The 25506-nt window shown below is 72.9% G+C and carries 24 protein-coding genes; 8 read left to right on the top strand and 16 right to left on the bottom strand.

What is annotated here, in order from left to right; genetic code table 11:
• Positions 1–22 precede the first annotated feature (22 nt).
• Positions 23–1627, top strand: coding sequence for a cellulase family glycosylhydrolase (locus tag ACTWM8_RS08140; protein ID WP_446213266.1), 1605 nt, complete (start codon positions 23–25; stop codon positions 1625–1627).
• 62 nt (positions 1628–1689) lie between these two features.
• Here ACTWM8_RS08140 and miaB read toward each other — a convergent pair whose 3' ends face one another.
• Positions 1690–3189 (bottom strand): tRNA (N6-isopentenyl adenosine(37)-C2)-methylthiotransferase MiaB, encoded by a 1500-nt coding sequence (gene miaB / locus ACTWM8_RS08135; RefSeq protein ID WP_446213265.1) that lies wholly within the window; start codon positions 3187–3189, stop codon positions 1690–1692.
• Positions 3190–3241: 52 nt separating this feature from the next.
• On the opposite strand from miaB, the gene ACTWM8_RS08130 reads away from it, so the two are divergent.
• Positions 3242–3469: a DUF2277 domain-containing protein gene (locus tag ACTWM8_RS08130; protein WP_154942825.1), complete on the top strand. Its 228-nt coding sequence runs from the start codon at positions 3242–3244 to the stop codon at positions 3467–3469.
• A gap of 112 nt (positions 3470–3581) precedes the next feature.
• On the opposite strand, the gene ACTWM8_RS08125 is transcribed toward ACTWM8_RS08130, so the two are convergent.
• Together ACTWM8_RS08125 and selD are read right to left on the bottom strand one after the other, a co-directional pair.
• On the bottom strand, positions 3582–4061 hold the full coding sequence (locus ACTWM8_RS08125; protein ID WP_280836429.1) for a hypothetical protein: 480 nt from the start codon (positions 4059–4061) through the stop codon (positions 3582–3584).
• Between the two features lie 261 nt (positions 4062–4322).
• Positions 4323–5318, bottom strand: coding sequence for a selenide, water dikinase SelD (gene selD / locus ACTWM8_RS08120; RefSeq protein ID WP_446213264.1), 996 nt, complete (start codon positions 5316–5318; stop codon positions 4323–4325).
• A gap of 191 nt (positions 5319–5509) precedes the next feature.
• Here selD and ACTWM8_RS08115 point away from each other — a divergent pair, with 191 nt between their 5' ends.
• From ACTWM8_RS08115 to ACTWM8_RS08100, 4 genes are read left to right on the top strand one after another with little or no spacing between them, the layout of a single operon-like run.
• The gene (locus ACTWM8_RS08115; protein ID WP_446213263.1) at positions 5510–6265 is read left to right on the top strand and encodes an amino acid ABC transporter ATP-binding protein; all 756 of its coding nucleotides are present in this window, start codon (positions 5510–5512) and stop codon (positions 6263–6265) included.
• 58 nt (positions 6266–6323) lie between these two features.
• Positions 6324–7199, top strand: a complete 876-nt coding sequence (locus ACTWM8_RS08110; RefSeq protein WP_446213262.1) for a glutamate ABC transporter substrate-binding protein — start codon at positions 6324–6326, stop codon at positions 7197–7199.
• Between the two features lie 42 nt (positions 7200–7241).
• Entirely contained in the window at positions 7242–7949 is a 708-nt protein-coding gene (locus tag ACTWM8_RS08105) for an amino acid ABC transporter permease (RefSeq protein ID WP_446213261.1), read from the top strand.
• Positions 7946–8914 (top strand): amino acid ABC transporter permease, encoded by a 969-nt coding sequence (locus tag ACTWM8_RS08100; RefSeq protein WP_446213260.1) that lies wholly within the window; start codon positions 7946–7948, stop codon positions 8912–8914. The genes ACTWM8_RS08105 and ACTWM8_RS08100 overlap by 4 nt, the downstream gene beginning before the upstream one ends.
• Positions 8915–8974: 60 nt before the next feature.
• Here the strand turns inward: ACTWM8_RS08100 and rny are convergent, their stop codons facing one another.
• The 9 genes from rny to ACTWM8_RS08055 all read right to left on the bottom strand — a co-directional run bounded on the left by rny (position 8975) and on the right by ACTWM8_RS08055 (position 19343).
• Positions 8975–10741, bottom strand: a complete 1767-nt coding sequence (gene rny / locus ACTWM8_RS08095) for a ribonuclease Y (RefSeq protein ID WP_446213259.1) — start codon at positions 10739–10741, stop codon at positions 8975–8977.
• A 601-nt stretch (positions 10742–11342) separates the two neighbouring features.
• Positions 11343–12047 (bottom strand): 3-keto-5-aminohexanoate cleavage protein, encoded by a 705-nt coding sequence (locus tag ACTWM8_RS08090; RefSeq protein ID WP_446213258.1) that lies wholly within the window; start codon positions 12045–12047, stop codon positions 11343–11345.
• 167 nt (positions 12048–12214) lie between these two features.
• Positions 12215–12910 carry a regulatory protein RecX gene (locus tag ACTWM8_RS08085; RefSeq protein ID WP_377608187.1) on the bottom strand — a complete coding sequence of 232 codons (696 nt, stop codon included), beginning with the start codon at positions 12908–12910 and terminating at the stop codon, positions 12215–12217.
• A 15-nt stretch (positions 12911–12925) separates the two neighbouring features.
• On the bottom strand, positions 12926–13972 hold the full coding sequence (recA, locus tag ACTWM8_RS08080) for a recombinase RecA (protein ID WP_088963361.1): 1047 nt from the start codon (positions 13970–13972) through the stop codon (positions 12926–12928).
• A 185-nt stretch (positions 13973–14157) separates the two neighbouring features.
• On the bottom strand, positions 14158–14358 hold the full coding sequence (locus ACTWM8_RS08075; RefSeq protein ID WP_088963362.1) for a DUF3046 domain-containing protein: 201 nt from the start codon (positions 14356–14358) through the stop codon (positions 14158–14160).
• A 4-nt stretch (positions 14359–14362) separates the two neighbouring features.
• Complete coding sequence (locus tag ACTWM8_RS08070) at positions 14363–15706, bottom strand: MFS transporter (protein WP_446213257.1); 1344 nt, start codon at positions 15704–15706, stop codon at positions 14363–14365.
• 74 nt (positions 15707–15780) lie between these two features.
• Positions 15781–16923, bottom strand: coding sequence for an acyl-CoA dehydrogenase family protein (locus ACTWM8_RS08065; protein ID WP_377608190.1), 1143 nt, complete (start codon positions 16921–16923; stop codon positions 15781–15783).
• A 125-nt stretch (positions 16924–17048) separates the two neighbouring features.
• Positions 17049–17750: a UdgX family uracil-DNA binding protein gene (locus ACTWM8_RS08060; protein WP_446213256.1), complete on the bottom strand. Its 702-nt coding sequence runs from the start codon at positions 17748–17750 to the stop codon at positions 17049–17051.
• 252 nt (positions 17751–18002) lie between these two features.
• Positions 18003–19343 (bottom strand): aminotransferase class I/II-fold pyridoxal phosphate-dependent enzyme, encoded by a 1341-nt coding sequence (locus ACTWM8_RS08055; RefSeq protein ID WP_446213255.1) that lies wholly within the window; start codon positions 19341–19343, stop codon positions 18003–18005.
• Positions 19344–19381: 38 nt separating this feature from the next.
• On the opposite strand from ACTWM8_RS08055, the gene ACTWM8_RS08050 reads away from it, so the two are divergent.
• Both ACTWM8_RS08050 and leuE read left to right on the top strand, forming a co-directional pair.
• Complete coding sequence (locus ACTWM8_RS08050) at positions 19382–20626, top strand: bifunctional pyridoxamine 5'-phosphate oxidase family protein/GNAT family N-acetyltransferase (protein ID WP_446213254.1); 1245 nt, start codon at positions 19382–19384, stop codon at positions 20624–20626.
• The gene (leuE, locus tag ACTWM8_RS08045; protein ID WP_088963369.1) at positions 20626–21294 is read left to right on the top strand and encodes a leucine efflux protein LeuE; all 669 of its coding nucleotides are present in this window, start codon (positions 20626–20628) and stop codon (positions 21292–21294) included. Before ACTWM8_RS08050 ends, leuE begins: the two co-directional genes overlap by 1 nt.
• 63 nt (positions 21295–21357) lie before the next feature.
• Here leuE and ACTWM8_RS08040 read toward each other — a convergent pair whose 3' ends face one another.
• The 4 genes from ACTWM8_RS08040 to mnhG all read right to left on the bottom strand — a co-directional run bounded on the left by ACTWM8_RS08040 (position 21358) and on the right by mnhG (position 25477).
• Positions 21358–22281, bottom strand: a complete 924-nt coding sequence (locus ACTWM8_RS08040) for a sporulation protein (protein ID WP_446213253.1) — start codon at positions 22279–22281, stop codon at positions 21358–21360.
• A gap of 280 nt (positions 22282–22561) precedes the next feature.
• On the bottom strand, positions 22562–23626 hold the full coding sequence (locus ACTWM8_RS08035) for a hemolysin family protein (protein ID WP_446213252.1): 1065 nt from the start codon (positions 23624–23626) through the stop codon (positions 22562–22564).
• Positions 23623–24975 carry a hemolysin family protein gene (locus tag ACTWM8_RS08030; RefSeq protein ID WP_446213251.1) on the bottom strand — a complete coding sequence of 451 codons (1353 nt, stop codon included), beginning with the start codon at positions 24973–24975 and terminating at the stop codon, positions 23623–23625. Before ACTWM8_RS08030 ends, ACTWM8_RS08035 begins: the two co-directional genes overlap by 4 nt.
• A gap of 160 nt (positions 24976–25135) precedes the next feature.
• Positions 25136–25477, bottom strand: a complete 342-nt coding sequence (mnhG, locus tag ACTWM8_RS08025; RefSeq protein ID WP_446213250.1) for a monovalent cation/H(+) antiporter subunit G — start codon at positions 25475–25477, stop codon at positions 25136–25138.
• Between the last annotated feature and the right edge of the window lie 29 nt (positions 25478–25506).

Raw genomic sequence — 25506 nt, 5'->3', positions numbered from 1 at the left:
GGGCATCCGAAGTGGAGCTCGCATGCACCGACCCACCGCCCTCGGCGGCGCGCTCACCGCGCTCGCCACCGCCGCGGCCGGCGTCCTCGTCGCCGCCGCCGTCAGCACCACCCCGGCGGCCGCCGCCGTCGGCGGCACCGGCACCGGCTACCTGCACACCAGCGGCAACAAGATCGTCGACAGCACCGGCGCCACGGTCCGGCTCACCGGCATCAACTGGTTCGGCATGGAGACGGACAACAAGACGTTCCACGGGCTCTGGTCGAGCAACCCGTGGCGCGGTCAGCTCGACAAGATGGCCGGCCTCGGCTACAACACGCTGCGCATCCCCTACTCCAACGACGCGCTGAAGCCGGGGGCGACCGCCAGCGGGATCAACGACTTCGTCAACCCCGACCTGGTCGGGCTCTCCCCGTTGCAGATCCTCGACAAGGTGATCGACTACGCCGGCGGCAAGGGGATGCGGGTCATCCTGGACCGGCACCGGCCGACCGCCGCCGGGCAGTCGCCGCTCTGGTACACCTCGACCGTCTCCGAGGCGACCTGGATCAACGACTGGAAGATGCTCGCCCAGCGGTACGCGGGCAACCCGACCGTGATCGGCGCGGACCTGCACAACGAGCCGCACGCCGAGGGCACCAACCCGGCCGCCACCGGCGCCTGCTGGGGCTGCGCAGACACCGCCCGGGACTGGCGGCTGGCGGCCGAGCGGGCCGGCAACGCGATCCTCGGGGTGCAGCCCAACTGGCTGATCTTCGTGGAGGGGGTGAGCTGCCCCAGCGGCGGGCTGTCGAACGTCTGGGACAACGACCCCAGCAACGACGAGGACTGCGGCTGGTGGGGCGGCAACCTGTCGAAGGCCGGGCAGTTCCCGGTCCGGCTGACCGTGGCGAACCGGCTGGTCTACTCGCCGCACGAGTACGCCACCTCGGTCTACCACCAGGCCTGGTTCGACGCCCCCGACTACCCCGCGAACATGCCGGCGATCTGGGACAAGTACTGGGGCTACCTGCACAAGCAGAACATCGCGCCGATCATGATGGGCGAGTTCGGCACGACCCTGGTCGACCCGAAGGACAAGGTCTGGCTGGAGAACCTGATGGCCTACACCGGCACCGGGGTCAACGGGATGTCCTTCACCTACTGGTCCTGGAACCCGAACTCCGGTGACACCGGCGGCATCGCGCTGGACGACTGGACGAACATCAACACCGCCAAGCAGGCCATCCTCCAGCCGTACCTGATCCCGCCGGTGGGTGGCGGTGGCCCGTCGCCGACGCCGACCACCCCGGGCCCGACGCCGACGACCCCGGCGCCGACCGGCGGCTGCACCGCCGGCTACAAGCAGGTCAACGCCTGGCAGGGCGGCTTCCAGGGCGAGCTGACGGTGAAGAACACCGGCACCGCAGCGGTGAACCCGTGGTCGGTGACCTGGGCCTGGCCGTCCGGGGTGAGCCTGGCCAGCGGCTGGAACGCCACGGTCACCCAGTCCGGCACGACGGTCACCGCCGCCGCGCCCGACTGGTCGCGGTCCCTCGCGGCCGGGGCGTCGGTGACGATCGGCTTCACCGCCAACGGCGCGGCGTCCGCGCCGGGCACGGTGAAGCTCAACGGCACCGCCTGCTGACCGCCCCCGACACGGCGACGGCCGGGGCCTCCACGGGGAGGTCCCGGCCGTCGGCGGTGGCGTCAGTGCGCGGCGCAGCCGGTCGCCGGCGCGGGCGCCGCGGCCGGCGCGCCGACCGTGGGCAGCCCGAGCAGCACCCCGGGGGTACGCGGGGAGCGGCCCGCCTCGGCGGCGTCACCGGCCCGGGTACGCCGGTGCGACAGCGGCTCGCCGTCGGCGTTGAGGTGGTGCGGGGCCGCGTACGTCACGGTGGTGTGCACGATGTCGCCGGGGCGGATCTGCCCGACCAGCGAACCCGCGTCGAAGTGGACCAGCCGCCCGTCGCGGGCCCGGCCGGACATCCGGCCGGTGCGCTCGTCCTTGCGCCCCTCGCCGACGGCGACCAGCACCTCGACGGTCTCCCCCACCAGGCGCTTGTTCTCCGCCCAGGTGATCTCCTCGACGCAGGCGATCAGCCGCTCGTAGCGCTCCTGCACCACCTGCTTGGGCAGCTGGCCGTCCATGGTGGCCGCAGGCGTGCCGGGGCGCTTGGAGTACTGGAAGGTGAATGCCGAGGAGAACCGGGCCTCGCGGACCACGTCCAGGGTGCGCTGGAAGTCGGCCTCGGTCTCGCCGGGGAAGCCGACGATGATGTCGGTGGTGATCGCCGCGTCCGGCATCGCCGCCCGGACCTTCTCGATGATCCCCAGGTACTTCTCCGACCGGTACGAGCGGCGCATCGCGCGCAGCACGTCGTCCGAGCCGGACTGCAACGGCATGTGCAGCGAGTGGCAGACGTTCGGCGTCTCGGCCATCGCGGCGATCACGTCGTCGGTGAAGTCCTTCGGGTGCGGGCTGGTGAACCGGACCCGCTCCAGGCCGTCGATGTCACCGCAGGCGCGCAGCAGCTTGCCGAACGCGTACCGGTCGCCGAACTCGACGCCGTAGGAGTTGACGTTCTGCCCGAGCAGGGTCACCTCCAGCACGCCCTCGTCGACCAGGGCGCGCACCTCGGAGAGGATGTCGCCGGGGCGGCGGTCCTTCTCCTTGCCGCGCAGGGAGGGCACGATGCAGAACGTGCAGGTGTTGTTGCAGCCCACCGAGATCGACACCCAGCCGGCGTACGTCGACTCGCGCCGGGTGGGCAGCGTCGACGGGAAGACGTCGAGGGATTCGAGGATCTCCACCTCGGCGGCGGCGTTGTGCCGGGCCCGCTCCAGCAGCACCGGCAGCGAGCCGATGTTGTGCGTGCCGAAGACGACGTCGACCCAGGGGGCCTTGCGGACGATCTCGCCGCGGTCCTTCTGGGCCAGGCAGCCGCCGACGGCGATCTGCATGCCGGGGTGCTTGTCCTTCACGGGGCGCAGATGACCCAGGTTGCCGTAGAGCCGGTTGTCGGCGTTCTCCCGGACGGCGCAGGTGTTGAACACCACCACGTCCGGGTTGTCGTCGACCTCGGCGGCGCGCACGTAGCCGGCCTGCTCCAGCAGGCCGGAAATGCGCTCGGAGTCGTGCACGTTCATCTGGCAGCCGTAGGTGCGCACCTGGTAGGTGCGCGGGCTGCTGGCGGCTGCGGTAGTCATGACGTGCACAGCGTATCCGGGCCGACCGGGTGGACCCGAACGAGGAGGAGCCATGTGCCGAAGCATCAAGACCCTGCGTGAGCCGTACGTGCCGGAGGTGACGCCGGCCGACATCGAGGCGGCGGCGTTGCAGTACGTCCGCAAGATCTCCGGCTTCCGCGCCCCGGCCGCGCACAACGCCGAGGCGTTCGACGCGGCGGTGCGCGCGGTGGCCGCCGCCACGGCGACCCTGCTCGACCAGCTGCAGGTCCGCGGCTCGCGCCCGGCGCGGGCCGGCTGAGCCCGGGCCGGCTCGGTGGGGGCCGGCTGAGCCCGGGCCGGCTCATTCGGGGCCCGCTCAGTCGGTGCCGGTTGAGCGGGGGTCGGCCCCGGCGGGGGCGGACTCGGCGAGGTCAGGCCGCGGCGAGGGCCGGGTTGACCGAGTCGGGCGCCCAGCGCGAGCGGTGGCACCGGGACCAGCCCCGGCAGCCGGGATGGGCCAGCGTGCAGAGCCGCTGGTTGCTGAGCACCTCGCCGTCGTCGGTCTCGGTCACGTCGAAGTGCACCGGGCGGATCGTGCCGTCCGGCGCGACCAGCAGGTGCCGGCCGGCGTCGAGGGTGTCGTCGGTCAGCAGGCAGTTGCGGTCCAGCAGCCGGGCCAGCGCGGCGATGCTGGTGCGCTCGTTGAGTCGCTCGGGCACCCCGTAGCAGTCCACCACCGTGCCGAACTCGCCCGGCGCCTCCCACACGTCGCAGATCACCGCGTACGTGGGCAGCCGGGCCGGGTCGGCGACGGCGAGGGGCATCACCACCCGACCGAGCGCCTCGGCCAGCGCGGGGTACACCTCCACGGGTGCCGCCCCGTCGATTCTCCAGTTCCACAGCTCGGTCATGCCGCCTCCTCGCTGCGTTCGTCCCAACGGCCTCCGGATCGGGCCTTACTGACGATGGTGGGGTGCATATGACCTCAGTCGGGGGCAAGTTACCGGTCTGTGACCATTACGGGCAGAATTTCCTCGGGCGCCGTTGCGCCGAGTAGCGGGAAGGTGACATTTTATCGGGTATGGTGCCCGATCCGGGTAACCGGGGCCGGCGGGTTCGGGTCGGGTTCGCGCCGCCGCGGCTCCTCCTCGCCGGGCGGACCGGCGGGCGGGTCAGCGGAGCACGAGGCGGTGCTCGCCGGCGGGCAGCAGCTCGCCGACCACGGTGCCACCGGGGACCTCGCCGGCGACCAGCAGCCCGCCGGAGGTCTGCGCGTCGGCGAGCAGCAGCCGGCCCGCCTCGTCGGTGGACCCGAAGTCGGTCCAGGGGGTCACCCACTCCAGGTTGCGCCGGGTGCCGCCGCTGACGTACCCGTCCCGGACGGCCTCCCGCGCGCCCGGCAGGTACGGCACCCGGGTGGTGTCGATCGCGACCGTGAGGCGGCTGGCCCGGGCCAGCTTCGCGGCGTGCCCGAGCAGGCCGAAGCCGGTGACGTCGGTGCCGCACCGGATGCCGGCCGCGACCGCCGCGCGGGCGGCATCCCGGTTGAGCGCGGCCATCGAGGCGACCGCCTCGGCGAACCGCTCGCCGGTCCGCTTGTGCCGGGTGTTCAAGACCCCGACGCCGAGCGGCTTGGTCAGCGACAGCGGCAGGCCGGCCCGGCCGGCGTCGAGGGTGATCAGCTCCTCGGGGCGGACCACGCCGGTGACGGCCAGGCCGTACTTGGGGCCGTCGTCGTCGACGCTGTGCCCGCCGGCGAGGTGACAGCCGGCCTCCCGGGCCACGTCCTGCCCGCCGCGCAGCACCTCACGGGCCAGCTCCAGCGGGAGCACCTCGCGCGGCCAGCAGAGCAGGTTCAACGCGACCAGCGGGGTGCCGCCCATGGCGTACACGTCGGACAGCGCGTTGGCGGCGGCGATCCGGCCCCAGTCGTACGGGTCGTCGACCACCGGGGTGAAGAAGTCGGCGGTGCTGACCAGCCCGGTCCGCTCGTCCAGGCGGACCACCGCGGCGTCGTCGCCGTGGTCCAGCCCGACCAGCAGTTCGGCGGTGCCGGCGGCCGGGCCCAGCCCGGCCACCATCGCCTCCAGCTCGCCGGGCGGGATCTTGCAGGCGCAGCCGCCGCCACGGGCGTAATCGGTCAGGCGGACCCGGTCGGTCATCCCCATATGATCTCGGCGAAGCGCCGCCACCGCCACTCGGACTCCCCGCGCAGGGGCGGAATTCGGACTCCTGGGCACGGCCGGCAGTGGTGTTACCGCTCCGTGACCAACCAGGTTGCGTTCCGCCACTTCACCCCGCCTACAGTTGCCCAACCGGGGGTCGACCGACCCCGCTTCCGGGACAGACGACAGGGACGGTGTACGACGTGACGACGGGCGAACCGCTCATCGTGCTGGACGGGGTCAACAAGTACTTCGGCCCGCTGCACGTGTTGGACGACGTGTCGCTCTCCGTCGGCAGGGGCGAAGTGGTCGTGGTGATCGGCCCCTCCGGCTCCGGCAAGTCGACGCTCTGCCGGACGATCAACCGGCTGGAGCCCATCAACTCCGGCACCATCACCTTCGACGGGCAGCCGCTGCCCGCCGAGGGCAAGGCGCTGGCCAGGCTGCGCAGCGAGGTCGGCATGGTCTTCCAGTCGTTCAACCTCTTCGCGCACAAGACCATCCTGGAGAACGTCACCCTCGGCCCGGTGAAGGTGCGCAAGGAGAAGCCCGCCGTCGCCCGCGAGCGCGGCCTGGCCCTGCTCGACCGGGTCGGCATCGCCAACCAGGCCGACAAGTTCCCCGCCCAGCTCTCCGGCGGTCAGCAGCAGCGGGCCGCGATCGCCCGCGCGCTGGCCATGCAGCCGAAGGCGATGCTCTTCGACGAGCCGACCAGCGCGCTCGACCCGGAGATGGTCGGCGAGGTGCTGGACGTGATGACCTCGCTGGCCCGCGACGGCATGACCATGGTCGTGGTGACCCACGAGATGGGCTTCGCCCGGCACGCCGCGAACCGGGTCATCTTCATGGCCGACGGCCAGCTCGTCGAGGACGCCCCGCCGGCCGAGTTCTTCGCGAACCCCCGCAGCGAGCGGGCCAGGGACTTCCTCTCCAAGATCCTCACGCACTAGGCGTCCGTACGTGGAGCACGCCGTCCTCCGGCGGGCTCCGTCCAAGAAGGAGATGAGTATGCGTATCAAGCGCGTAGCCGCGCTCGCGGCGGCCGCCACCCTGGCGCTCGGCATGGCCGCCTGCGGCGGCGATTCCGACGAGGGCACCGGCGCCGGCAGCAAGTCGTTCGCCGCCGGCAGCACCATGGAGAAGCTCAACAAGGCCCAGAAGATCAAGATCGGCACCAAGTTCGACCAGCCGGGCTTCGGTCAGAAGGGCCTGTCGGGCAAGCCGGAGGGCTTCGACGTCGAGATCGCGAAGATCATCGTCAAGGAGCTCGGCATCCCCGAGGACAAGATCGAGTTCGTGGAGACGCCGTCCAAGGTCCGTGAGGACAAGATCGTCGACGGCAGCGTCGACCTGGTCGCCGCGACCTACACGATCAACGACAAGCGCAAGGAGCGCATCGCCTTCGCGGGCCCGTACTACGAGGCCGGCCAGAACATTCTGGTCAAGAAGGACAACACCACGATCACCGGCCCGGACTCCTTCAAGGACGGCACCAAGAAGGTCTGCTCGGTCACCGGCTCCACCCCGGCCGAGACGATCAAGACGTACGTCAAGGACGTCGCCACCCAGCTGGTGCTCTTCGACACCTACGACAAGTGCCGCGACGCCCTCAACGGCGGCCAGGTCGACGCCGTCACCACGGACAACGTGATCCTGCTCGGCTACATCGCCAAGAACGAGGGTTCCTTCAAGCTCGCCGGCGACAACTTCACCAAGGAGCCGTACGGCATCGGGGTGAAGAAGGAGGACACCGCGTTCCGTACCTTCATCAACGACACGCTCGAGAAGGCGTTCGCCGACGGCAGCTGGAAGAAGGCCTGGGACGACACCGCCGGCAAGTTCGGCGCGGAGCTGGGCACCGCCCCGACCGTCAACCGCTACTGATCTGATCCTTCGATCGCAGAGGGTGGGGAGGAACACCGACCCGTGAACGTGCTCATCGACAAGTTCGACGTCTTTGCGGGTGGTTTCTGGCTCACCCTCCAGATCTGCGTACTCGCCGCGATCGGCGCCCTGCTCCTGGGCGCCGTCGTGGCGGTACTCCGCATCTCCCCGGTGCCGCCGCTGCGCGCGGTCGGCACCGGGTATGTGAACGTCTTCCGGAACATGCCGCTGACCGTGGTGATGTTCTTCGCCGCCTTCGGCCTGCCGGCACTCGGCTCCAACGCCGACTTCCTGCGCCTCCCCGGCCTGGACGCGGTGTTCAGCCGGCTCGACACCGACCTGCCGTACTTCCGCTTCGCCCTGATCGCCCTGGTGCTCTACACGGCGGCGTTCGTCTGCGAGGCGCTGCGGTCCGGGGTGAACGCGGTGCCCGCCGGGCAGGCCGAGGCCGCGCGGTCGCTCGGCCTGACCTTCGGCCAGAACCTGCGGTACGTGGTGCTGCCGCAGTCCTGGAAGGCCTCGGTGGTGCCGCTCGGCTCGGTCATCATCGCGATGATCAAGAACTCGGCGCTGGCCGGCTTCTTCGGGGTCGTCGGCGACCTGTCGGCCACGGCCGACCAGCTCACCGGAGCCGAGGGCTACGCCTTCATCCCGGTCGCCATCGGCATCTCGATCGGCTACCTGATCATGACCGTCCCGCTCGGCGCCCTGCTGGACCGGATCGAGAAGCGACAGGCGGTGGCCCGATGAGTCAGCAGACCAGCGTCCTCTACGACGTCCCCGGCCCCCGCCAGCGCCGGATCACCCTGATCAGCAGCGTGATCGCCGGGGTGGTCCTGCTCGTCGGGGCGTACTTCCTGATCTACCGGCCGCTGGACGAAAAGGGCCAGTTCTCGATGGAGCTGTGGGGGCCGCTGGTCGACCCCTCCAACGAGAACTTCTCCCTGGTCTGGGAGCGGATCGGCATCGGCTTCAAGAACACCCTGATCGCGGCGGCGCTGGCCATCGTCGCATCGCTGGTGATCGGCACCCTGCTGGCCGTGCTGCGGATCCAGCTCAAGAGCCTGACCCGGCGGCGCTTCACCGGGCTGGCGACGCCGGTGGCGTACCTGCTGCGCGGGCTGAGCCTGCTGCTCTCGGCGGTCACCCGGGTCTGCGTCGAGGTGTTCCGCGGCCTGCCGGTCGTCATCACGATCTTCTTCGTGGCCCGCGGCTTCCCCGAGTTCGGCATCACCTTCGACACGCTCTGGTACCTGGTGATCGGCCTGGCCATCTACAACTCGGTGGTCATCGCGGAGATCCTCCGCTCCGGCATGGAGGGGCTGCCCGGCGGCCAGGCCGAGGCCGCCGCCGCGATCGGCCTCTCGCCGATGCAGGCCACCCGCATGATCCTGCTGCCGCAGTCGTTCCGGATCATGCTGCCGGCGCTGATCAGCCAGCTGGTCGTGGTGCTCAAGGACACCTCGCTGGGCTTCATCATCAGCTACGAGGAGACGCTCAACATCGGCAAGCAGATCATCGGCGTGCTGGGCAACCCGATCCAGGTCTACGTCGTGATCGCCGTGCTCTTCATCGCCGTCAACTACTCGCTGTCGAAGCTGGCGCAGTACCTCCAGCGCCGGCTCTCGCAGGGCCGCAAGACCGCGGGCACCCCGGCGCAGAACCCGCCGCCCGCGGCGCTCATGTCGCAGGCCGAGGGCGCCGGCGGCAACTGATCCGACACGTACGACGAAGAGGACCGGCCCACGTGGGCCGGCCTCTTCGTCTGCGTACCGTCAGCGGGCGATCTCGGTGACCCGGGACTCGCGGACCACGGTCACCCGGATCTGACCCGGGTAGGTCAGCTCCTCCTCGATCTGCTTGGCCACGTCCCGCGCCAGGACCGCCGCGCCGATGTCGTCGACATCCTCCGGCTTGACCATCACCCGGACCTCCCGGCCCGCCTGCATGGCGAAGACCTTCTCCACGCCGAGCTTGCCGGCCGCGATCTCCTCGATCCGCTCCAGCCGCTTGACGTACGCCTCCAGGCTCTCCCGCCGGGCGCCCGGCCGCCCGCCGGAGCAGGCGTCGGAGGCCTGGGTGAGCACCGCCTCGATGGTCTGCGGCGGCACCTCGTTGTGGTGCGCCTCGATGGCGTGCACCACGTCCTCGCTCTCGCCGTACTTGCGGGCCAGGTCGGCGCCGATGATGGCGTGCGAGCCCTCCACCTCGTGGGTGAGCGCCTTGCCGATGTCGTGCAGGAACGCGCACCGCTTGATGGTGGGAATGTCCAACCGCAGCTCGGCGGCCATGATCCCGGCGATGTGCGCGGTCTCCACCAGGTGCTTGAGCACGTTCTGCCCGTACGACGTCCGGTAGCGCAGCCGGCCGAGCAGGGTGACCAGCTCCGGGTGGATCTCGGTGATGCCGACCTCGACCAGGGCGTCCTCGGCGGCCCGGTGGCAGAGCTCCTCGACCTCCTGGCGGGCCAGGTCGTGCACTTCCTCGATCCGGTGCGGGTGGATCCGGCCGTCGAGGACCAGCTTCTCCAGGGTGAGCCGGCCGACCTCCCGGCGTACCGGGTCGAAGCAGGACAGCAGCACCGCCTCGGGGGTGTCGTCGATGATCAGGTTGACCCCGGTGACCGACTCGAAGGCGCGGATGTTGCGCCCCTCCCGGCCGATGATCCGCCCCTTCATCTCGTCGCCGGGCAGGTGCAGGACGCTGACCACGCTCTCCGCGGTCTGCTCGCTGGCCACCCGCTGGATGGCGTCCACCACGATGTGCCGGGCACGCCCCTCGGCGGTGTTGCGGGCGTCGGACTCGATGTCCCGCACCAGCAGCGCGGCCTCCCGCTTGGCCTGGGTCTCGATCGCCTCGATCAGCTCCGCCCGCGCGGCGTCGGCGGTCAGCCCGGCGACCCGCTCCAACTCACGGCGGCGCTGCTCCTCGGCGGCGGCCAGCTCGGTCTCCCGCTCCACCAGCCCGGCCTCCCGCCGCGCCAGCTCGGCGCTGGCCGCGGTGAGCTGCCGCTCCCGCTCGGCGAGGCGCTCGACCTCCTCGGTGTGCAGCCGCTCCCGCTCGTCCATCCGAGCGGCCCGGCGTTCCACCTCGGCGGCCTGCTCGCGGGTCGTGGCGGCCAGGACGGCCACCTCCCGCTCACCACTGCGCCGGGCGGCGGTCCGTAACTGCTCGGCATCGGCCTCGGCCTGCCGGTGGGCCCGCTCCAGGATGGTGTCCGCCTCCGCACGGGCGTCGTCGAGCACCCGGCGGGCCTCGGCCCGGGCCGACTTCGCCTCCGCCTTCGCGGCGGCCGCCTCGGTCCGGGCGGCGGCCGCGGCGGACTTCGCCACGTCGATGGTGCTGTTCGCGTGGTCGGCGGCGCTGCGCAACGCCGCCAGGGACTGCTCCTGACGGTCCTTCTCGGCGATGAAGGCCGGGTCCTCCGGGGCCGGGGCCGCGCGGAAGCCGCGGATCGCCCGGACGCCGAAGAGCACCGCGCCCACCACGACCAACGCCAGCAGCAGCACGGCGACGAGCAGCACCACCTCGACGCCGCTCATCTCGGCGCCCCGTCACTGTCGCGCGCGAGGTCGGACCGCCCTACGCCACCGGCGGACCCCCGACCGCCGACACCCCCTGGGGACCCGTGGTCCCTGTGCCGCCCCGTCATCGCCGCCTCCCCTGAACGTCGACACCGTGGAGGTTCGTGCCGGCGGGCACGCGCCTCCACGGCCCTGGACGCCCGACCGAGCGGCTGGCCGCGGGTACAGCTCTCCGTCGGCGGTGCCCCCGCAGGGGCATCGTCGACCGCCGGGTGCAGTTGTCGGATCGGCTCCGGACCGGCTGTCCGGAGCGACCGTCAAAGGCCGGTGGAGCTGGCCAAAGTGATGCTGTTCTGTTACGCGATCTATGTTGTGCGCTTAGCCTGCGTTGGTCGGGCAATGTGAGCCTGTAGGGCGAGGCTAGGTCGCCGAGGGCCGTTCGGTCAAGAACTCATGATCAAACCCCCCGAACGGAGCGAAGTTGAGCCGTCACCCGTTGCTGACGGCATGACGGACAGCAGCGGACAAACGGCCCGGCGAGCCGGGGTGCGCGTCGCCTTCCAGACCTGCTCACGGCCCCACTGGGAGCGCGAGATCACGGGGCGCCGAGCGCGGCTGGTCAGCAGGTGCCGAGGGAGCGGGCTGCGGCGACCAGGGCGGCGTTGTCGGGGGCGGGAGCGTCGTCCGGAAGGCCGAGGGTGTCCTCCAGGCCGATCCGGGTGTCCAGGCCCCGGCGTACCGCCTCGGCGAGCACCGGCCAGGCGGCGGCACCCTCGCCGTGCAGCAGCAGCGGCGGGCCACCCGGGGCGAGCAGCGCGAGCATGGCGTCGGCGGCGGCCAGTGCCCGGGTCGGGTCGTCCGGGGTGCACTCGACGAGGATCCGCCCGACCGGCACCCGCCACCCCTGGTGGGCGCGGACGGCCTGCGGGGTCCAGAGGCCGGCCTCGACCAGCACGCCCCGCTCGTGCAGTGCGGCGGCCACCGCCTCCGCCCCGTCCTCGTGCGCGTTGACCGAGGCGAAGTCGGGCAGCACCGTCCAGGCCCGTACGGCGGCGACCCGGGCAGCCGGGTCGGGCTCGATCCACGCCCCGGTGCTCACCCCGACGGGGAGCCCCGGCCGGGCGGCCCGGACGGCGGTCACCGCGTCGGCGATCACCGCGGGCGCCATCGACTCCACGCCGGAGGTGTCGCGGGGGTGGACGTGCACGGCGGCCACGCCGAGGTCGGCGCAGCGGGCCGCGTCGGCGGCCAGCTCGGCCGGGGTGACCGGCACGCCGGGATGCTCGTCGCGGCCCCGGCCGCCGTTGAGACACGCCTTCAGCACCGGATCATCCTCCCCCGCCCGGACGGCGCCGGCATGATCAGCGCCGGGCGTCTCACGGATGCCGGGCGACACAGGGCCGCGCTGGGCGGCACCGGGCGGAGCGGCGCGGGGCACCTCTGCGGGACGTCCCTCAGCCGGTGCGCGGGCGTCTCACCGGGAGGCGGCGGTCAGTCGGTGGCGCGGGTGTCGCGGTCGAGTTCGCCCTCGGCCTCGGCCAGGGCGTCGGCGTCGATCTGCTCGGCGAACTCGGCCGCCTCGGCGCTCTGCGCGGCGAGCGCGTCCTTCACCGCGCGGATCGCCACGCCCGGCGGGTAGCCCTTGCGGGCGAGCATCCCGACCAGCCGGCGGAACACCGCGTCCGGTTCGCCCCGGGCGGTGCGCAGCTTCCGCTCCACCAGGGCGCGGGCGGTCTCCGCCTCGGTCTCCTCGTCCAGCTCGCCGAGCGCCTCGCTGGCCACGTCGCCGTCCACGCCGCGCTGGCGCAGTTCGTTGGCCAGCGCCCGGCGGGCCAGGCCCCGGCCGGTGTGCCGGCTGGAGACCCAGGCGCGGGCGAAGGCGGCGTCGTCGATGATGCCGACCTCGTCGTACCGGTCGAGCACGTCGGCCGACACCTCGTCGGAGATGCCCCGCTTGGCCAGCGCCCCGGCCAGCTCGGCCCGGGTACGCGGGCGCACCGCGAGCTGCCGCAGGCAGATCTCCCGGGCCACCTCGGCCTCGTCGCGCGGTGGGGTCGGGGTCGCCTCCGGCTCGGTCTCGTCGGACCGGCCACGACGCCCTCGACGGGGGCGTGGGGTGGTGCCATCACCCGCCCGGGGCGGGCTGGCATCCCAGCCCCGCCCCGTGCGGGCGCGTCGTCCTGCCACTTAGCCGGCGGCCGATCAGAAGTCGACCGGCGGCAGCTCCGGGCCGCCGGCGGCGTCGCCCGCGCCGACCCCGACGCCGAGCTTCTCCAGGATCTTCTTCTCGATCTCGGCGGCCACGTCCGGGTTCTCCTTGAGGAACTCCCGGGCCTTCTCCTTGCCCTGGCCGAGCTGGTCACCGTCGTAGGTGTACCAGGCGCCGGACTTGCGGATGATCGCCTGCTCCACGCCGACGTCGATCAGCGAACCCTCGCGGGAGATGCCCTTGCCGTACATGATGTCGAACTCGGCCTGCTTGAACGGCGCGGCGACCTTGTTCTTCACGACCTTGACCCGGGTCCGGTTACCGACCACGTCGGTGCCGTCCTTCAGGCTCTCGATGCGGCGCACGTCGAGTCGGACCGAGGCGTAGAACTTCAGCGCCCGACCACCGGTGGTGGTCTCCGGGCTGCCGAACATCACGCCGATCTTCTCGCGGAGCTGGTTGATGAAGATCGCCGTGGTGCCGGTGTTGTTGAGCACACCGGTGATCTTCCGCAGCGCCTGGCTCATCAGCCGGGCCTGGAGACCCACGTGGCTGTCGCCCATCTCGCCCTCGATCTCGGCGCGCGGCACCAGGGCCGCCACCGAGTCGATCACGACGATGTCGATCGCGCCGGAGCGGACCAGCATGTCCGTGATCTCCAGCGCCTGCTCGCCGGTGTCCGGCTGGGAGACCAGCAGGGCGTCGGTGTCGACGCCGAGGGCCTTCGCGTAATCCGGGTCGAGCGCGTGCTCGGCGTCGATGAAGGCGGCGATGCCGCCGGCCCGCTGGGCGTTGGCCACCGCGTGCAGGGCGACCGTGGTCTTACCGCTGGACTCGGGACCGTAGATCTCGACGACCCGGCCGCGGGGCAGACCGCCCACGCCGAGCGCCACGTCGAGCGCGATCGAGCCGGTGGGGATCACCGAGGTCTGGATGACCGGCCGCTCCCCCAGCCGCATCACCGAACCCTTGCCGAACTGCTTGTCGATCTGAGCGAGAGCAAGGTCGAGTGCCTTCTCCCGGTCGGGCCCTGCGGCCATGTTTGCCACCCCTGCCTTCGCCGGCGTCTTTCCTGAGCTTCGCGTCACGCGGGACACGCTAGGCGCTGGGTCCGACAGAAAACCAGCCGACGGGCCGTGAGCTGTGGACGAGCACCCCGCTGTGGACAATAGCCGAACAGGTGTACGAGTCGGCAAGCGACACGCGGGAGCGACGAAAACGCCGCTCAGCGCAGCCGGGCGGGCACCCGGTCGGGATAGGCGGCGACGACGGCGCGCCACACCACGTGGGTCTGCTCACCCGAGGCGAGCGCCTGCTCGATGGTCCGCCCGCCCAGCTGGGACAACACCTGGTCGCGGGCGATGCTGGCCGCGTAGCCCGGCCCGAAGGCCTCGTCCAGCCGGGCCCAGAAGTCGGTCAGCCGCACGTGATCAGTCCTCCTCGTCCGGTGCCCCCACCGGCACCGGACGCAACGCTAGCGCCACCAGGGGCACCACGGCGATCGCCGCCAGCAGGGTCAGCACCGGATAACCCGCCGCCCGCATGACAAACCCGCTCAGGGCGGCGGCGCCGGCGCCGGCCAGCCCCATCGTCAGGTCGGAGAGACCCTGCACGCTCGGCCGGACCGCCGCCGGCACCGACTCCGACAGCAGGGTGGAGCCGGCCACCATGGTGCCGGACCAGCCCAGCCCGAGCAGGGCCAGGCCGACCGAGAGCCGGGGCGTGTGGTGCCCGGCGGTGCCGGCGACCGCGCACGCGGCCAGCAGCAGCCCGACGCCGCCGAGGACGACCACGCGCCGCCCGAGCCGGTCGGTGAGCCAGCCCACCAGCGGGCTGAGCGCGTACATGCCGGCGATGTGCAGGCTCAGCACGATGCCGACCACCCGCAGCACGTCGGCGTCGCCGTGCGACTCGCCGAGGCGTACCGGCGTCATCGACATCACCGCGACCATCACCACGTGGCCGACCGCCACCGCCGCGATGCCGAGCCGGGCCGCCGGGCGGTCGCGTACCACCTGCCAGGCCGCGCGCATCCCCGCACCGCGCCGGGCGGTCCGCGTCGGCGCGGCGACGGCCTCGGCCGGCGGGGTGACGTCCGCGACGGCGGCCGCGACCGGGGCGTCGGCCGCCGCCAGCCGGCGCGCGGTGAGCAGCGGGTCGGGCCGCAGCAGCACCAGGAGTACGACGGCGGCGAGCACGAACGCGGCGGCGCTGAACGCGAACGGACCGGCCAGCGGTGGCAGTCCCCACCCGCTGGTGGTGCGATCGGCCAGCGCGGCGAAGTTCGGCGCGGCCACCGCGCCGATGGTGGTGGCCCAGACGATCAGCGACAGCTGGCGGCCCCGGCGGGCCGGCTCGGCGAGGTCCACCGCGGCGTAGCGGGCCTGGAGGTTCGCCGCGGTGCCGCCGCCGAAGAGGAGCATGCCGAGGAAGAGCAGCGGTACGGAGCGGCTGACCGTGGCGAGCACCACCAGCACGGCGCCGACGGCGCCGGACAGGTAGGCGACGGCCAGCCCTGGTCGCCGGCCGTGCCCGTTCATGATCCGGGTGACCGGGACGGCGAGCAGCGCCCCGCCGACCACGGCGGCGCTCTGCGCCAGCCCGGCGACGGCGGTCCCGGCGACCCGGGCGGCGAGCAGCGCCCCCACGGAGATGCCGATGGTGACCCCGATCCCGCCGATGATCTGGGTGGTGAACAGCAGGCGCAGGGTCCGTCGCTGGATCGGCGCGACGTCCGGCCGGGTACGGGCCGGAGCGGTCAGGTCGGTGGCCATGCGGCCTCCTCGGTAAGGGGTCAGACGCGGCCCCATCCTTGCAAACCGGCCCCGCCCCGGGGGACCCGGTTTCGCTACAGGCCGAGCCCGCGCCCGATGATCTCCTTCATGATCTCGGTGGTGCCGCCGTAGATGGTCTGCACCCGCCCGTCCAACCAGGCCTTCGCCACCGGGTACTCCAGCATGAACCCGTAGCCGCCGTGCAGCTGCACGCAGCGGTCGGCGACCTTGTTCTGCAGCTCGGTGGTCCACCACTTGGCCTTCGCGGCGTCGGTGACCGAGAGCCGGCCGGCGTTGAACTCGGCCACGCAGTGGTTGACGAAGGTGCGCGCGATGGTGACCTCGGTGTCCAGCTCCGCCAGCAGGAACCGGTTGTGCTGGAACTTGCCGATCGGCCGGCCGAACGCCTCCCGCGAGCGGGCGTAGTCGAGGGTCACCGCGAGCAGCTTCTCCGCCGCCGCCACCGCCGCGACGGCGATGCTGAGCCGCTCCCTGGGCAGGTTGGCCATCAGGTGGTAGAAGCCGTGGTTCTCGGTGCCGATCAGGTTCTCGGCCGGCACCCGGCAGTCGTCGAAGAAGAGCTCGGCGGTGTCGTTGGCCTTCAGGCCCACCTTCGCCAGCCGCCGGCCCCGGGTGAAGCCGGGGGTACCGGTCTCCACCGCGACCAGGCTGACCCCGTGCGCGCCCTGGTCCGGCGCGGTACGCACCACCACGATCACCAGGTCGGCCATCTCGCCGTTGGTGATGAACGTCTTCTGCCCATTGAGCACCCACCCGTCGCCGTCGCGGACCGCGCTGGTGCGGATCCCCGCCAGGTCGCTGCCCGCGCCCGGCTCGCTCATCGCGATCGCGGTGACCAGGTCGCCGGAGCAGAACCCGGGCAGCCAGCGCTTGCGCTGCTCGTCGGTGGTCAGCTCGGTCAGGTACGGCGCCACCACGTCGTTGTGCAGGCCGAAGCCGAGCCCCGAGCAGCCCGACGCGACGATCTCCTCGTCCAGCACCGCGTTGAACCGGAAGTCGCGCTGCCCGCCGCCGCCGTGGTCGGTGTCGACGTCCATGCCGAGCAGTCCGGCCGCGCCGGCCTTGCGCCACACCTCGCGGTCGACGATGCCGTCGGCCTCCCACCGGGGGTGGTGCGGCACCGCCTCGCGGGCCAGGAACTCCCGGCACAGGTCGCGGAACTCCTCGTGGACCGGTTCGTACAGATGCTGCTCCATGGCGGCCAGTGTGGCACCGCTCATCCGCGCTGCCCAGGGGGCGGTGGCAGGCGTTCCCATCGGCGTACCCGGGTCAGGGCGCGCGTGGCGAGCAAGAGCCCGAAGACGACGGCGGACCCGGACCGTTACCCGGCCAGCGCGCGGGCGCCGACGGTCAGGTCCTGCACCAGCCCCGCGTACGCGGCGTCCTGGTCGTCGGCGCGCAGCACGGCGGACGGGTGGATGGTGGCCAGCAGCTGCGCGGCCGGCGCGTCGGCCACCTTGCCGGCGTTGTCCACCGGGACCCGGACGAAGTCCTCCGGGCGCTGCGCGGACGCGGGCCACGGCAGCAGCTCGCCCCGCTGCCGGGTGACCCGGAACGCCGGGCCGAGCAGGGCCTTGGCGGCGGTCGCGCCGAGCACCACCACCAGGTCCGGACGCAACCGGGAGAACTCCGCGACCAGCCACGGCCGGCAGGCGGTGATGTGCACGCGGTCCGGCGTCTGGTGAATACGCCGCTTCCCACGCAGCTCGAAGCGGAAGTGCTTGACCGCGTTGGTCAGATAGATGTGCCCGGGGTCGAGACCGGCGTCGTCGACCGCCCGGCGCAACAGCCGGCCGGCCGGGCCGACGAAGGGCAGTCCCTTTTGATCTTCCATGTCGCCGGGCTGCTCGCCGAGCAGGACCACCCGGGCGCTCTCGTCACCCCGCCCGAAGACCGTCTGCGAGGCGTCGCGGTAGAGCTCGCAGCCCCGGCAACCGGCGGCTGCGGCGCGCAGGTCGTCGAGGGTGTCGGCCTGCGGCGGGATGAACTGCTGCGCACCGGGCGCGGCGTCGGTCTCGGCCATGGCGAACTTTATATACCGGATTCGCCGGCGACACCGGGTCCGGCGCGGGCGCGCCGGCGCGCGTCAGTATTCCCCGCCACCGTCGCCACCGCCCATCGCGATCGCGATCACCACGATCACGAGCACGATCACCGCGATCGCGATGGCGATCCAGAGCCCCGTCCTCGATTTGGGTGCAGCCATGACCGATCACCTCCTGGCCGCGCGCTTACCCTCCGGAACGTCGACCATGCGTATCGAGGACCAGCCGGGTCACGCGGTGAACCGGCGCGGCGGGGCCGGCCGGAGCGCCCGCGCGACCGCGTCGGCGACCGGCAGCAGGTCGGCGTCGTCGAGCGCGTTGACGGTGATCCTGATCCCGGGCTCGGCACCGATCCGGTAGAGCGCGCCGGGCGCCACCGACCACCCGGCGTCGCGCAGCGCGGTGACCACGCTGGTCTCGTCCGGCACCGGCAGCCAGATGTTGATGCCGCTGCGACCGCGCCCGGCCAGGCCCCGGGCGGCGAGTGCCGTCAGCAGCCCGGTGCGCCGCCGCTCGTACTCCTCGCCGGAGCGGCGGACCAGTTCCGCGGTGGCCGGGTCGCGCCAGAGCGACAGCACGAGCCGTTGCAGCACGGTGGAGACCCAGCCGGCGCCGACCCTGGCGCGGCCGGCGACCCGGGACACGGTGGCCTCGTCGCCGGCCAGCACCGCCAGCCGCAGGTCGGGCCCGAACGGCTTGCTCACCGACCGGACGAAGGCCCACGCCGGGGTGGCCCCGGCGAGCGGGTGCAGCGGCACCCGGGCCAGCTCGGCGGCATGGTCGTCCTCGATCAGCAGCAGGTCGGGGCGGCCGGCGAGCAGCTCCCGCAGGGCCCCGGCCCGCTCGGCGGAGACCGCGGCGCCGGTCGGGTTCTGCGCGCGGCTGGTCACCACCAGCGCCCGGGCGCCGAGGGCCACGGCGTCGCGGACGCCGGCCTCGGTGGGCCCGTCGTCGTCCATTGGTACGCCGATCGGACGCAGCGCGAGCGCGGCAACCAGGTCGAGGAGGTTGGCCCAGCCCGGGTCCTCCACCGCCACCGCGTCACCGGGCCGCAGGTGCGCGGCGAGCAGCCGCTCGATGCCGTCCAGCGCGCCCCCGGTCACGGTGATCTCCTCGGCCGGTACGCCGTCGGCGGCGAGCCGGTCCCGGGCCGCCTCGGCGAATGCGGGGAGCAGGGCGGTCGAGGCGTACCCGACGGGTGGGCCGATTTCGGCGGCGAGCGCGGCCAGGTGCGGGCCGAGCGGGGGCAGCAGCCGGGGGTCGGGTTGCCCCTGGGAGAGGTCGCGGGTGCCGGGGGCGGGCGGCGGGTGCAGCGCGGCGCGCCGGCCGGCGACCGGGGGTCGGGGGCGCACCCGGGTGCCGTGCCGGCCGGCGGTCACGACCAGGCCCCGCTGGCGCAGCTCCTGGTAGGCCCGGGCGACGGTGGCCGGGCTGACCCCCAGCTCGGTGGCGAGCGCCCGGACGGCGGGCAGCGGACTGCCCGGGGCCAGCGCGTCGGCCCGGATGCCGGTTTCCACGCTCGCCGAAATGGCGGCCGACGTGCCGCCACTGATCTGATAACGTACTGCCACAGTTCGGAGATTGTACTAGAACAAAGGTGGGATGTCGCATGTACGCCCCGACCCCGCGTACCACGGCCAGCCGCTCCCGCGACCGGATGAGCTACGACCCGGCCGCCGTGCACGCGGTCCTCGACGAGGCGTACCACTGCGTGCTCGGGTTCACCGTCGACGGCGAGCCCCGGCTGCTGCCCACCCTGCACGTACGCATCGGCGACACCCTCTACCTGCACGGCTCCACCGGCAGCCGGCCGCTGCTCGCCGCGCGCGGCGACGACGGGCTGCGGGTCTGCGTCACCGTCACCCTGCTCGACGGGCTGGTCTACGCCCGCTCGCAGTTCCACCACAGCGCCAACTACCGGTCGGTGGTCGCGCACGGCACCGCCCACCTGGTCACCGACGACGCCGAGAAGTCACGGATGCTGACCGCCCTGGTGGAGAAGGTCGCCGCCGGTCGCAGCGCGGACAGCCGCCCGCCGAGCCGCCGGGAGCTGGCCGAGACGGCCGTGCTGGCGCTGCCGCTGCGCGAGGTGTCGCTGCGTTCCCGCACCGGTGGGGTCCGCGACGACCCCGCCGACCTCGACCTGCCGCACTGGGCCGGGGTGGTGCCGCTGCGGCTGACCGCCGGGCTGCCGGAACCGGACGCGGGCGTCACCGCGCCGGTGCCGGCGGGACTGCGGAGCGCCGGGTCACCCTGGCGGGAGGCGGCGACCCTGCGGGGCGAACACGTGCTGCTGGAGCCGCTGGACCTGGCGCACGCCGACGAGCTCTTCACCGCCACCGCCGAACCGGAGGTCTGGGCGCACCTGGGCCACCCGCTGCCCACCGACCCGGCCGCCATGAGGGAGATCGTCGCGGGCGCGCTGGCCGCCGGGCACCGGGGCGAACGGGTGCCCTGGGTGCAGCGCTGCGCGCGGACGGGCGCGGTGGTCGGCACCACCTCGTACTACGACATCGACCCCGAGCGGCGGGCGGTCGCCATCGGCCACACCTGGCTCGGCCGGCCCTGGTGGCGCAGCGGCATCAACACCGAGGCCAAGCTGCTGCTGCTCGGCCGCGCCTTCGACGAGCTCGGCGCGGTCCGGGTGGCCTGGCACACCGACATCCGCAACACCCGCTCGCAGGCGGCGATCGAGCGCCTGGGCGCCACCCGGGAGGGCGTGCTGCGGATGCACCGGCAGCGCCCGGACGGCTCCTGGCGGGACACCGTGCAGTACGCGATGACCGTCGACGAGTGGCCGAACGCACAGACCAGGCTGCGGGAAAGGCTTCGCCGTACGGCACCCGTGGCGTGATGATGGCGGGCGTGCTGGGCATCACCGACATCTGGACGTACGTGCTGGGGACCGTGGCGATCATTCTGCTGCCGGGGCCGAACTCGCTCTTCGTGCTCTCCACCGCCGCGAAGCGGGGTGTGGGGGCCGGCTACCGGGCGGCGGGTGGGGTGTTCGTCGGCGACGGGGTGCTGATGTTCCTCTCCGCCGCCGGGGTGGCGTCGCTGCTCAAGGCGTACCCGCCGCTCTTCCTGGTGATCAAATACGCGGGTGCGGCGTACCTCGGGTATGTCGGGCTGACAATGCTGCGCGGCGCCTGGCGGCGCTGGCGCGACCGCAACGACCCGGCGGCGCCGCGGCTGATCGACGCCGCGGAGCCGGCGGCGATGCGCAGCCCGTTCCGCAAGGCGTTGGTGATCAGCCTGCTCAACCCGAAGGCGATCCTCTTCTTCATCTCGTTCTTCATCCAGTTCGTCGACCCCGGATACGCCTGGCCGGCGCTGTCGTTCCTGCTGCTCGGACTGATCGCCCAGGTCACCAGCGCGCTCTACCTGACCGCGTTGATCTTCATGGGCACCTTCCTGGCCGCGCAGTTCCGGCGCCGCCGGCGGCTGGCCGCGAGCGCGACCACCGGCGTCGCGGTGCTCTTCCTCGGCTTCAGCCTCAAGCTCGCCACCGCCTCGGTCTGACACCGGCCGGTCGGCGCCTGGGTGCCGTCGCCCCCGTCTCTGTCGGGCGGCGGCGCAGGGCGATCAGGTGCCGTCGCCGCCACCGCCGCCGATGCCCCCGCCCCCGGCGGTGCCGCCGAGGCCGTAGCCGGGCCCGACCGGTTCGTCGGGATGGCGGCTGACGTGGGCGGACTCGCTGATCTGGGCGGACCAGTCGGCGTGCGAGGCGGCCGCCGCGTGCCGGTTGATCGCCGCGCGGAGCCAACCGTCCACGACGGCCACCCAGTCCCGCTGGTCGGCACCGGTGTGCCAGATCCGGAAGCGGCTGATGCTCTGGTGGCTGATCCCGGTCAGCGACAGCCGCCGGTCCAGCCAGAGGACGACCTCCAGGCCGGCCGAGTTCGCCACGAAGATCACCTCCAGCTCGGTGATCGGGCCGGCGTAGATCGGTCCCACCCAGTAGCCGAGTCGCTGGTGCACCGGCAGCGCCTGCTCGACGCCGGGCAGCCGGCCGTGCGACAGGCCGGCCTGCCGGATCAGGAAGCCGAGCGTGTCCAGTGCGGCGAGGATGTGCTGCTGGGTGGGGAGCGGATGGACGAAGAGCGGCACCATCGCCCCCTGGTCCAGCTCGGGGTCGACCGACACCTCGGTCCGTAGCCCGGTGCGCATGCTCATCAGGGGCACCCCGCCGAAGATCGTCACCGGGGTCTCCCAGGGCAGCGGCAGGGCGAAGTCGATCGCCCGGCGTCGCCCGGCCGGCACTACGAACCGGCCGCCGATCGGCACTTGGTGGTACTGCACCAGTCGGCGTGGACTGTGCGGATCGTCCGATTCCGCGGTGGCGACCAAGCCCAGCCGTACGTGCCGGATCGGCACGTCGTCCGGCCCGGCGGCGAGCGTCACCCGCCCCGGCAGCCGCAGCCCCGGCCGGGTGCTCGGATTGGTCAACGTGGTGCTCACCGAGAGCCCGGTCCACCCGGACTCCCGCGCCACCCCGGTCACCCGCACGCCCGCGCTCCCCTCGCCCCTCGCCCCGCCCGGGGCTTTCCCACCCCCCGTCCCGACACTCCCCGCCCCGCCCCGGTCCACCGCGCACTTCCGAGAACCCCGAGCCGCGGTCCGGCGCGCAGTTTCGGGGAAAGAGTGGCTATTTCCCGCCCGATGGCCACGCTTTCTCGGAAAGTGCGCGGATCTTGGGGGGCGGCGGGCTGGGAACGAGGCCGGCCGCCGGGTCACGGGGAGCCGGCGGCCGGGCGGGAGGTGGGTGGGATGGGGTGGGGTGGGGGCGTCAGCGGAGGCGGCGGCCGCGCGGGACTGGGTCGGTCTCGTCGTCGAACTCGCCGATGACCTCCTCCAGCAGGTCCTCGAGGGCCACGAAGCCGATCGGGCGGGTCGGGCCGCCGCCGTTGCGGACCAGCGCGAGCTGGGCCTGGTCGGCGCGCATCGCGGCCACCGCCTCGGTGACCGAGGAGGTCGCCGGCAGGGTGAACGCCCGGGTCATCAGCTCGCCCGCGGTCGCCGGCCGGCCGGTGGTGACCGCCCGCACCGCCTCCCGCACGTGGACCAGGCCGCAGACCTCGCCGCCCGGGTCCAGCACGGCGAGCCGGGACCGGCCGCTGTCCCGGCTGACCTGCTCGATCCGGTCCGCAGTGTCGTCGCGACGGACCGTGACGATCTCGTCGAAAGGCTCCATAACGTCGCGGACGGTGGTGCCCTGCAACTCCAGCATGCTGGTCAGCAGGTGGTGCTGCTCGGCGCCGAGCAGCCCGTGCTCGCGGGACTGCTCCAGCAGGATGCGCAGCTCGTCCGGGCCGTGCACCTGGGCGAGCTGATCCTGCTGCTGCACCCCGACCAGCCGCAGAATCACGTTGGCCAGCGCGTTGAGCGCCGACAGGACCGGCCGGGCCACCCGGGCGAAGGCCCGGAACGGCAACGCCAGCAGCAGCGCCGACCGCTCGGCGTCGGTGATCGCCCACGACTTCGGGGCCATCTCCCCGACGACCAGGTGCAGGAAGGTCACCAGTGCCAGCGCGAAGACCAGCGCGACGGCGTGGCTGGCCGCATCGGGCAGGCCCACCGTGTGCAGCAGCGGGCTGAGCAGGCGTTCGATCGCCGGCTCGGCGAGCGCGCCGAGCCCCAGGGTGCACAGCGTGATGCCGAGCTGCGCGCCGGCCAGCATCAGCGACAGTTCGCGGACGCCGTCCAGGGCGGCCCGGGCCGCGCGACCGCCACCGGCGGCCCCCTGTTCCAGGCGGTAGCGCTTGCTCGCCACCAGGGCGAACTCGGCGGCCACGAAGAAGCCGTTGAGCGCCAGTAGCAGCGCCGAGACCAGCAGTGCGACGCCGGGGCTCATGCCGCCACCTCCCCGCCGGGCGCCTCGCCGGCCATCCGCAGCCGCACCGAGTCGGCCACGTGCCGGTCCACCACGAGCACCTCGACCAGGGCGCGCTCGCGCGGCTGCTCACCGTCGGCGGGCAGGCTGATCTCCAGCCGGTCACCCACCTCGGGCACCCGGCCCAGCTCCCGCATGACCAGCCCGGAGAGGGTGTCGTACTCGGGGGCCTCGGGCAGCGCGATGCCGGTGCTGTCGGCGACCTCGTCGATCCGCCAGCGGGCCGGCACCACCCAGGAGCCGTCCGCCTGCCGGGCGGGGGCGCGCTCCGGCGGGTCGTCCTCGTCCCGGATCGGGCCGACCAGTTCCTCGGCGATGTCCTCCAGCGTGATCACGCCGGCGAAGCCGCCGTACTCGTCGACCACGCAGGCCAGCTGCCGGTGCCCGGACCGCAGCCGGTCCAGCACCGTCGGCAGCGGCAGCGTCTCGGGCACCAGCAACGGGGGTACGGCCACCGCGCTGACCGGCGTGGTGGCGCGCCGCGCCGGGGGTACGCCGAGCACGTCGGCGATGCCGACCACGCCGACCAGGTCGTCCACGCCCTCGGCGCCGCGCACCGGGAAGCGGGAGTGGCCGGTGTCGAGCAGCTCGACCACCCGGCTGACCGGCTCGTGCGCCCGTACGGTGTGCACGTCGACCCGGGGCACCATGGCCTCCCCGGCGGTCAGCTCCCGGAAGTCGAGGCCCCGGTCGAGCAGGTCGGACATCTCAGCGTCGAGGTGCCCCTCCTCCCGGGACTCGGCGATGATCTGCTCCAGGTCCTCCGGGGTGGCGCCGCTGGGCAGCTCCTCGATCGGCTCGATGCCGACCCGGCGCAGCAGCCGCACCGCCGCCCGGTCGAAGAGCGTGATCAGCGGGCCGGCGACCTTCAGGTACATCAGGGTGGAGCGGCTCAGCGCCCGGGCCAGCGGCTCCGCGCGGGCGATGGCCAGGTTCTTCGGGGCGAGTTCACCGAGGACCATCTGGACCACGGTGGCGATGAGCAGGGCCAGCGTCACCGACAGCGGGAGGCTGACCGCGGTGGAGACACCAGCGCCGCCGAGCAGTTCGGCCAGCCCGGCGCCCAGGTACGGCTCGGCGACGTAACCGACCAGCAGGGCGGTCACGGTGATGCCGAGCTGGGCGCCGGAGAGCATGAACGACAGCCGGCCGGTCACCTCCAGGGCCCGGGCGGCCGCCTGGTCGCCCTCCTCGGCCTGTTGCTTGAGCCGGCCGCGGTCCACCGCGACGTAGCCGAACTCCTGGGCCACGAAGTAGCCGGTGGCGGCGGTGAGAACGATGATGAGTACGAGACCGACGACGATCAACACGGGTCGCTCAGGGCTCCCGGGGACGTCGGGGCGATGGGATGCCGGGCACGACCCGGCTGGCTACTGCTGCCCTCCTGGGCAGAGGAGTCGATCATGCGCCAATTCTATCGGCGGTCGCTGAAAGCCCGCTGAAGGTGGGGACAAAGCCGCCGCTCATCCCCTATTTCCGGTGCTCGGCCAGTTCATCCCGGTCCAGCAGGGTCCGGTCCACCCGCCCCGACCGGTACGCGGCCCGCCCGATCATCTGCGCGGCCACCGGCGCGGTGGCCAGTTGGAAGACGGCGACCAGCGCGATCATGCCGAGGTCGGCGGGGCTGCGCAGCCGCAGCGCCAGCCCGAGCAGCAGGAGCAGCGCCCCGAGCACCTGCGGCTTGGTGGCGGCGTGCATCCGGTCCAGCACGTCCGGGAAGCGCAGCACCCCGATCCCGGCGGCGAGGCTGAGCAGCGCCCCCGCCACCAGGACGACCGCTCCCAGCCAGTCGGCGACCGTACCCGCGCTCACCGGGCCACCTCTTCGTTCGCGACGGCGGG

The organism is Micromonospora sp. IBSANI012, from assembly GCF_052814045.1.
Note: the sequence above shows the minus strand (reverse complement) of the source record. Positions and strands in the feature narration are given on the sequence as shown.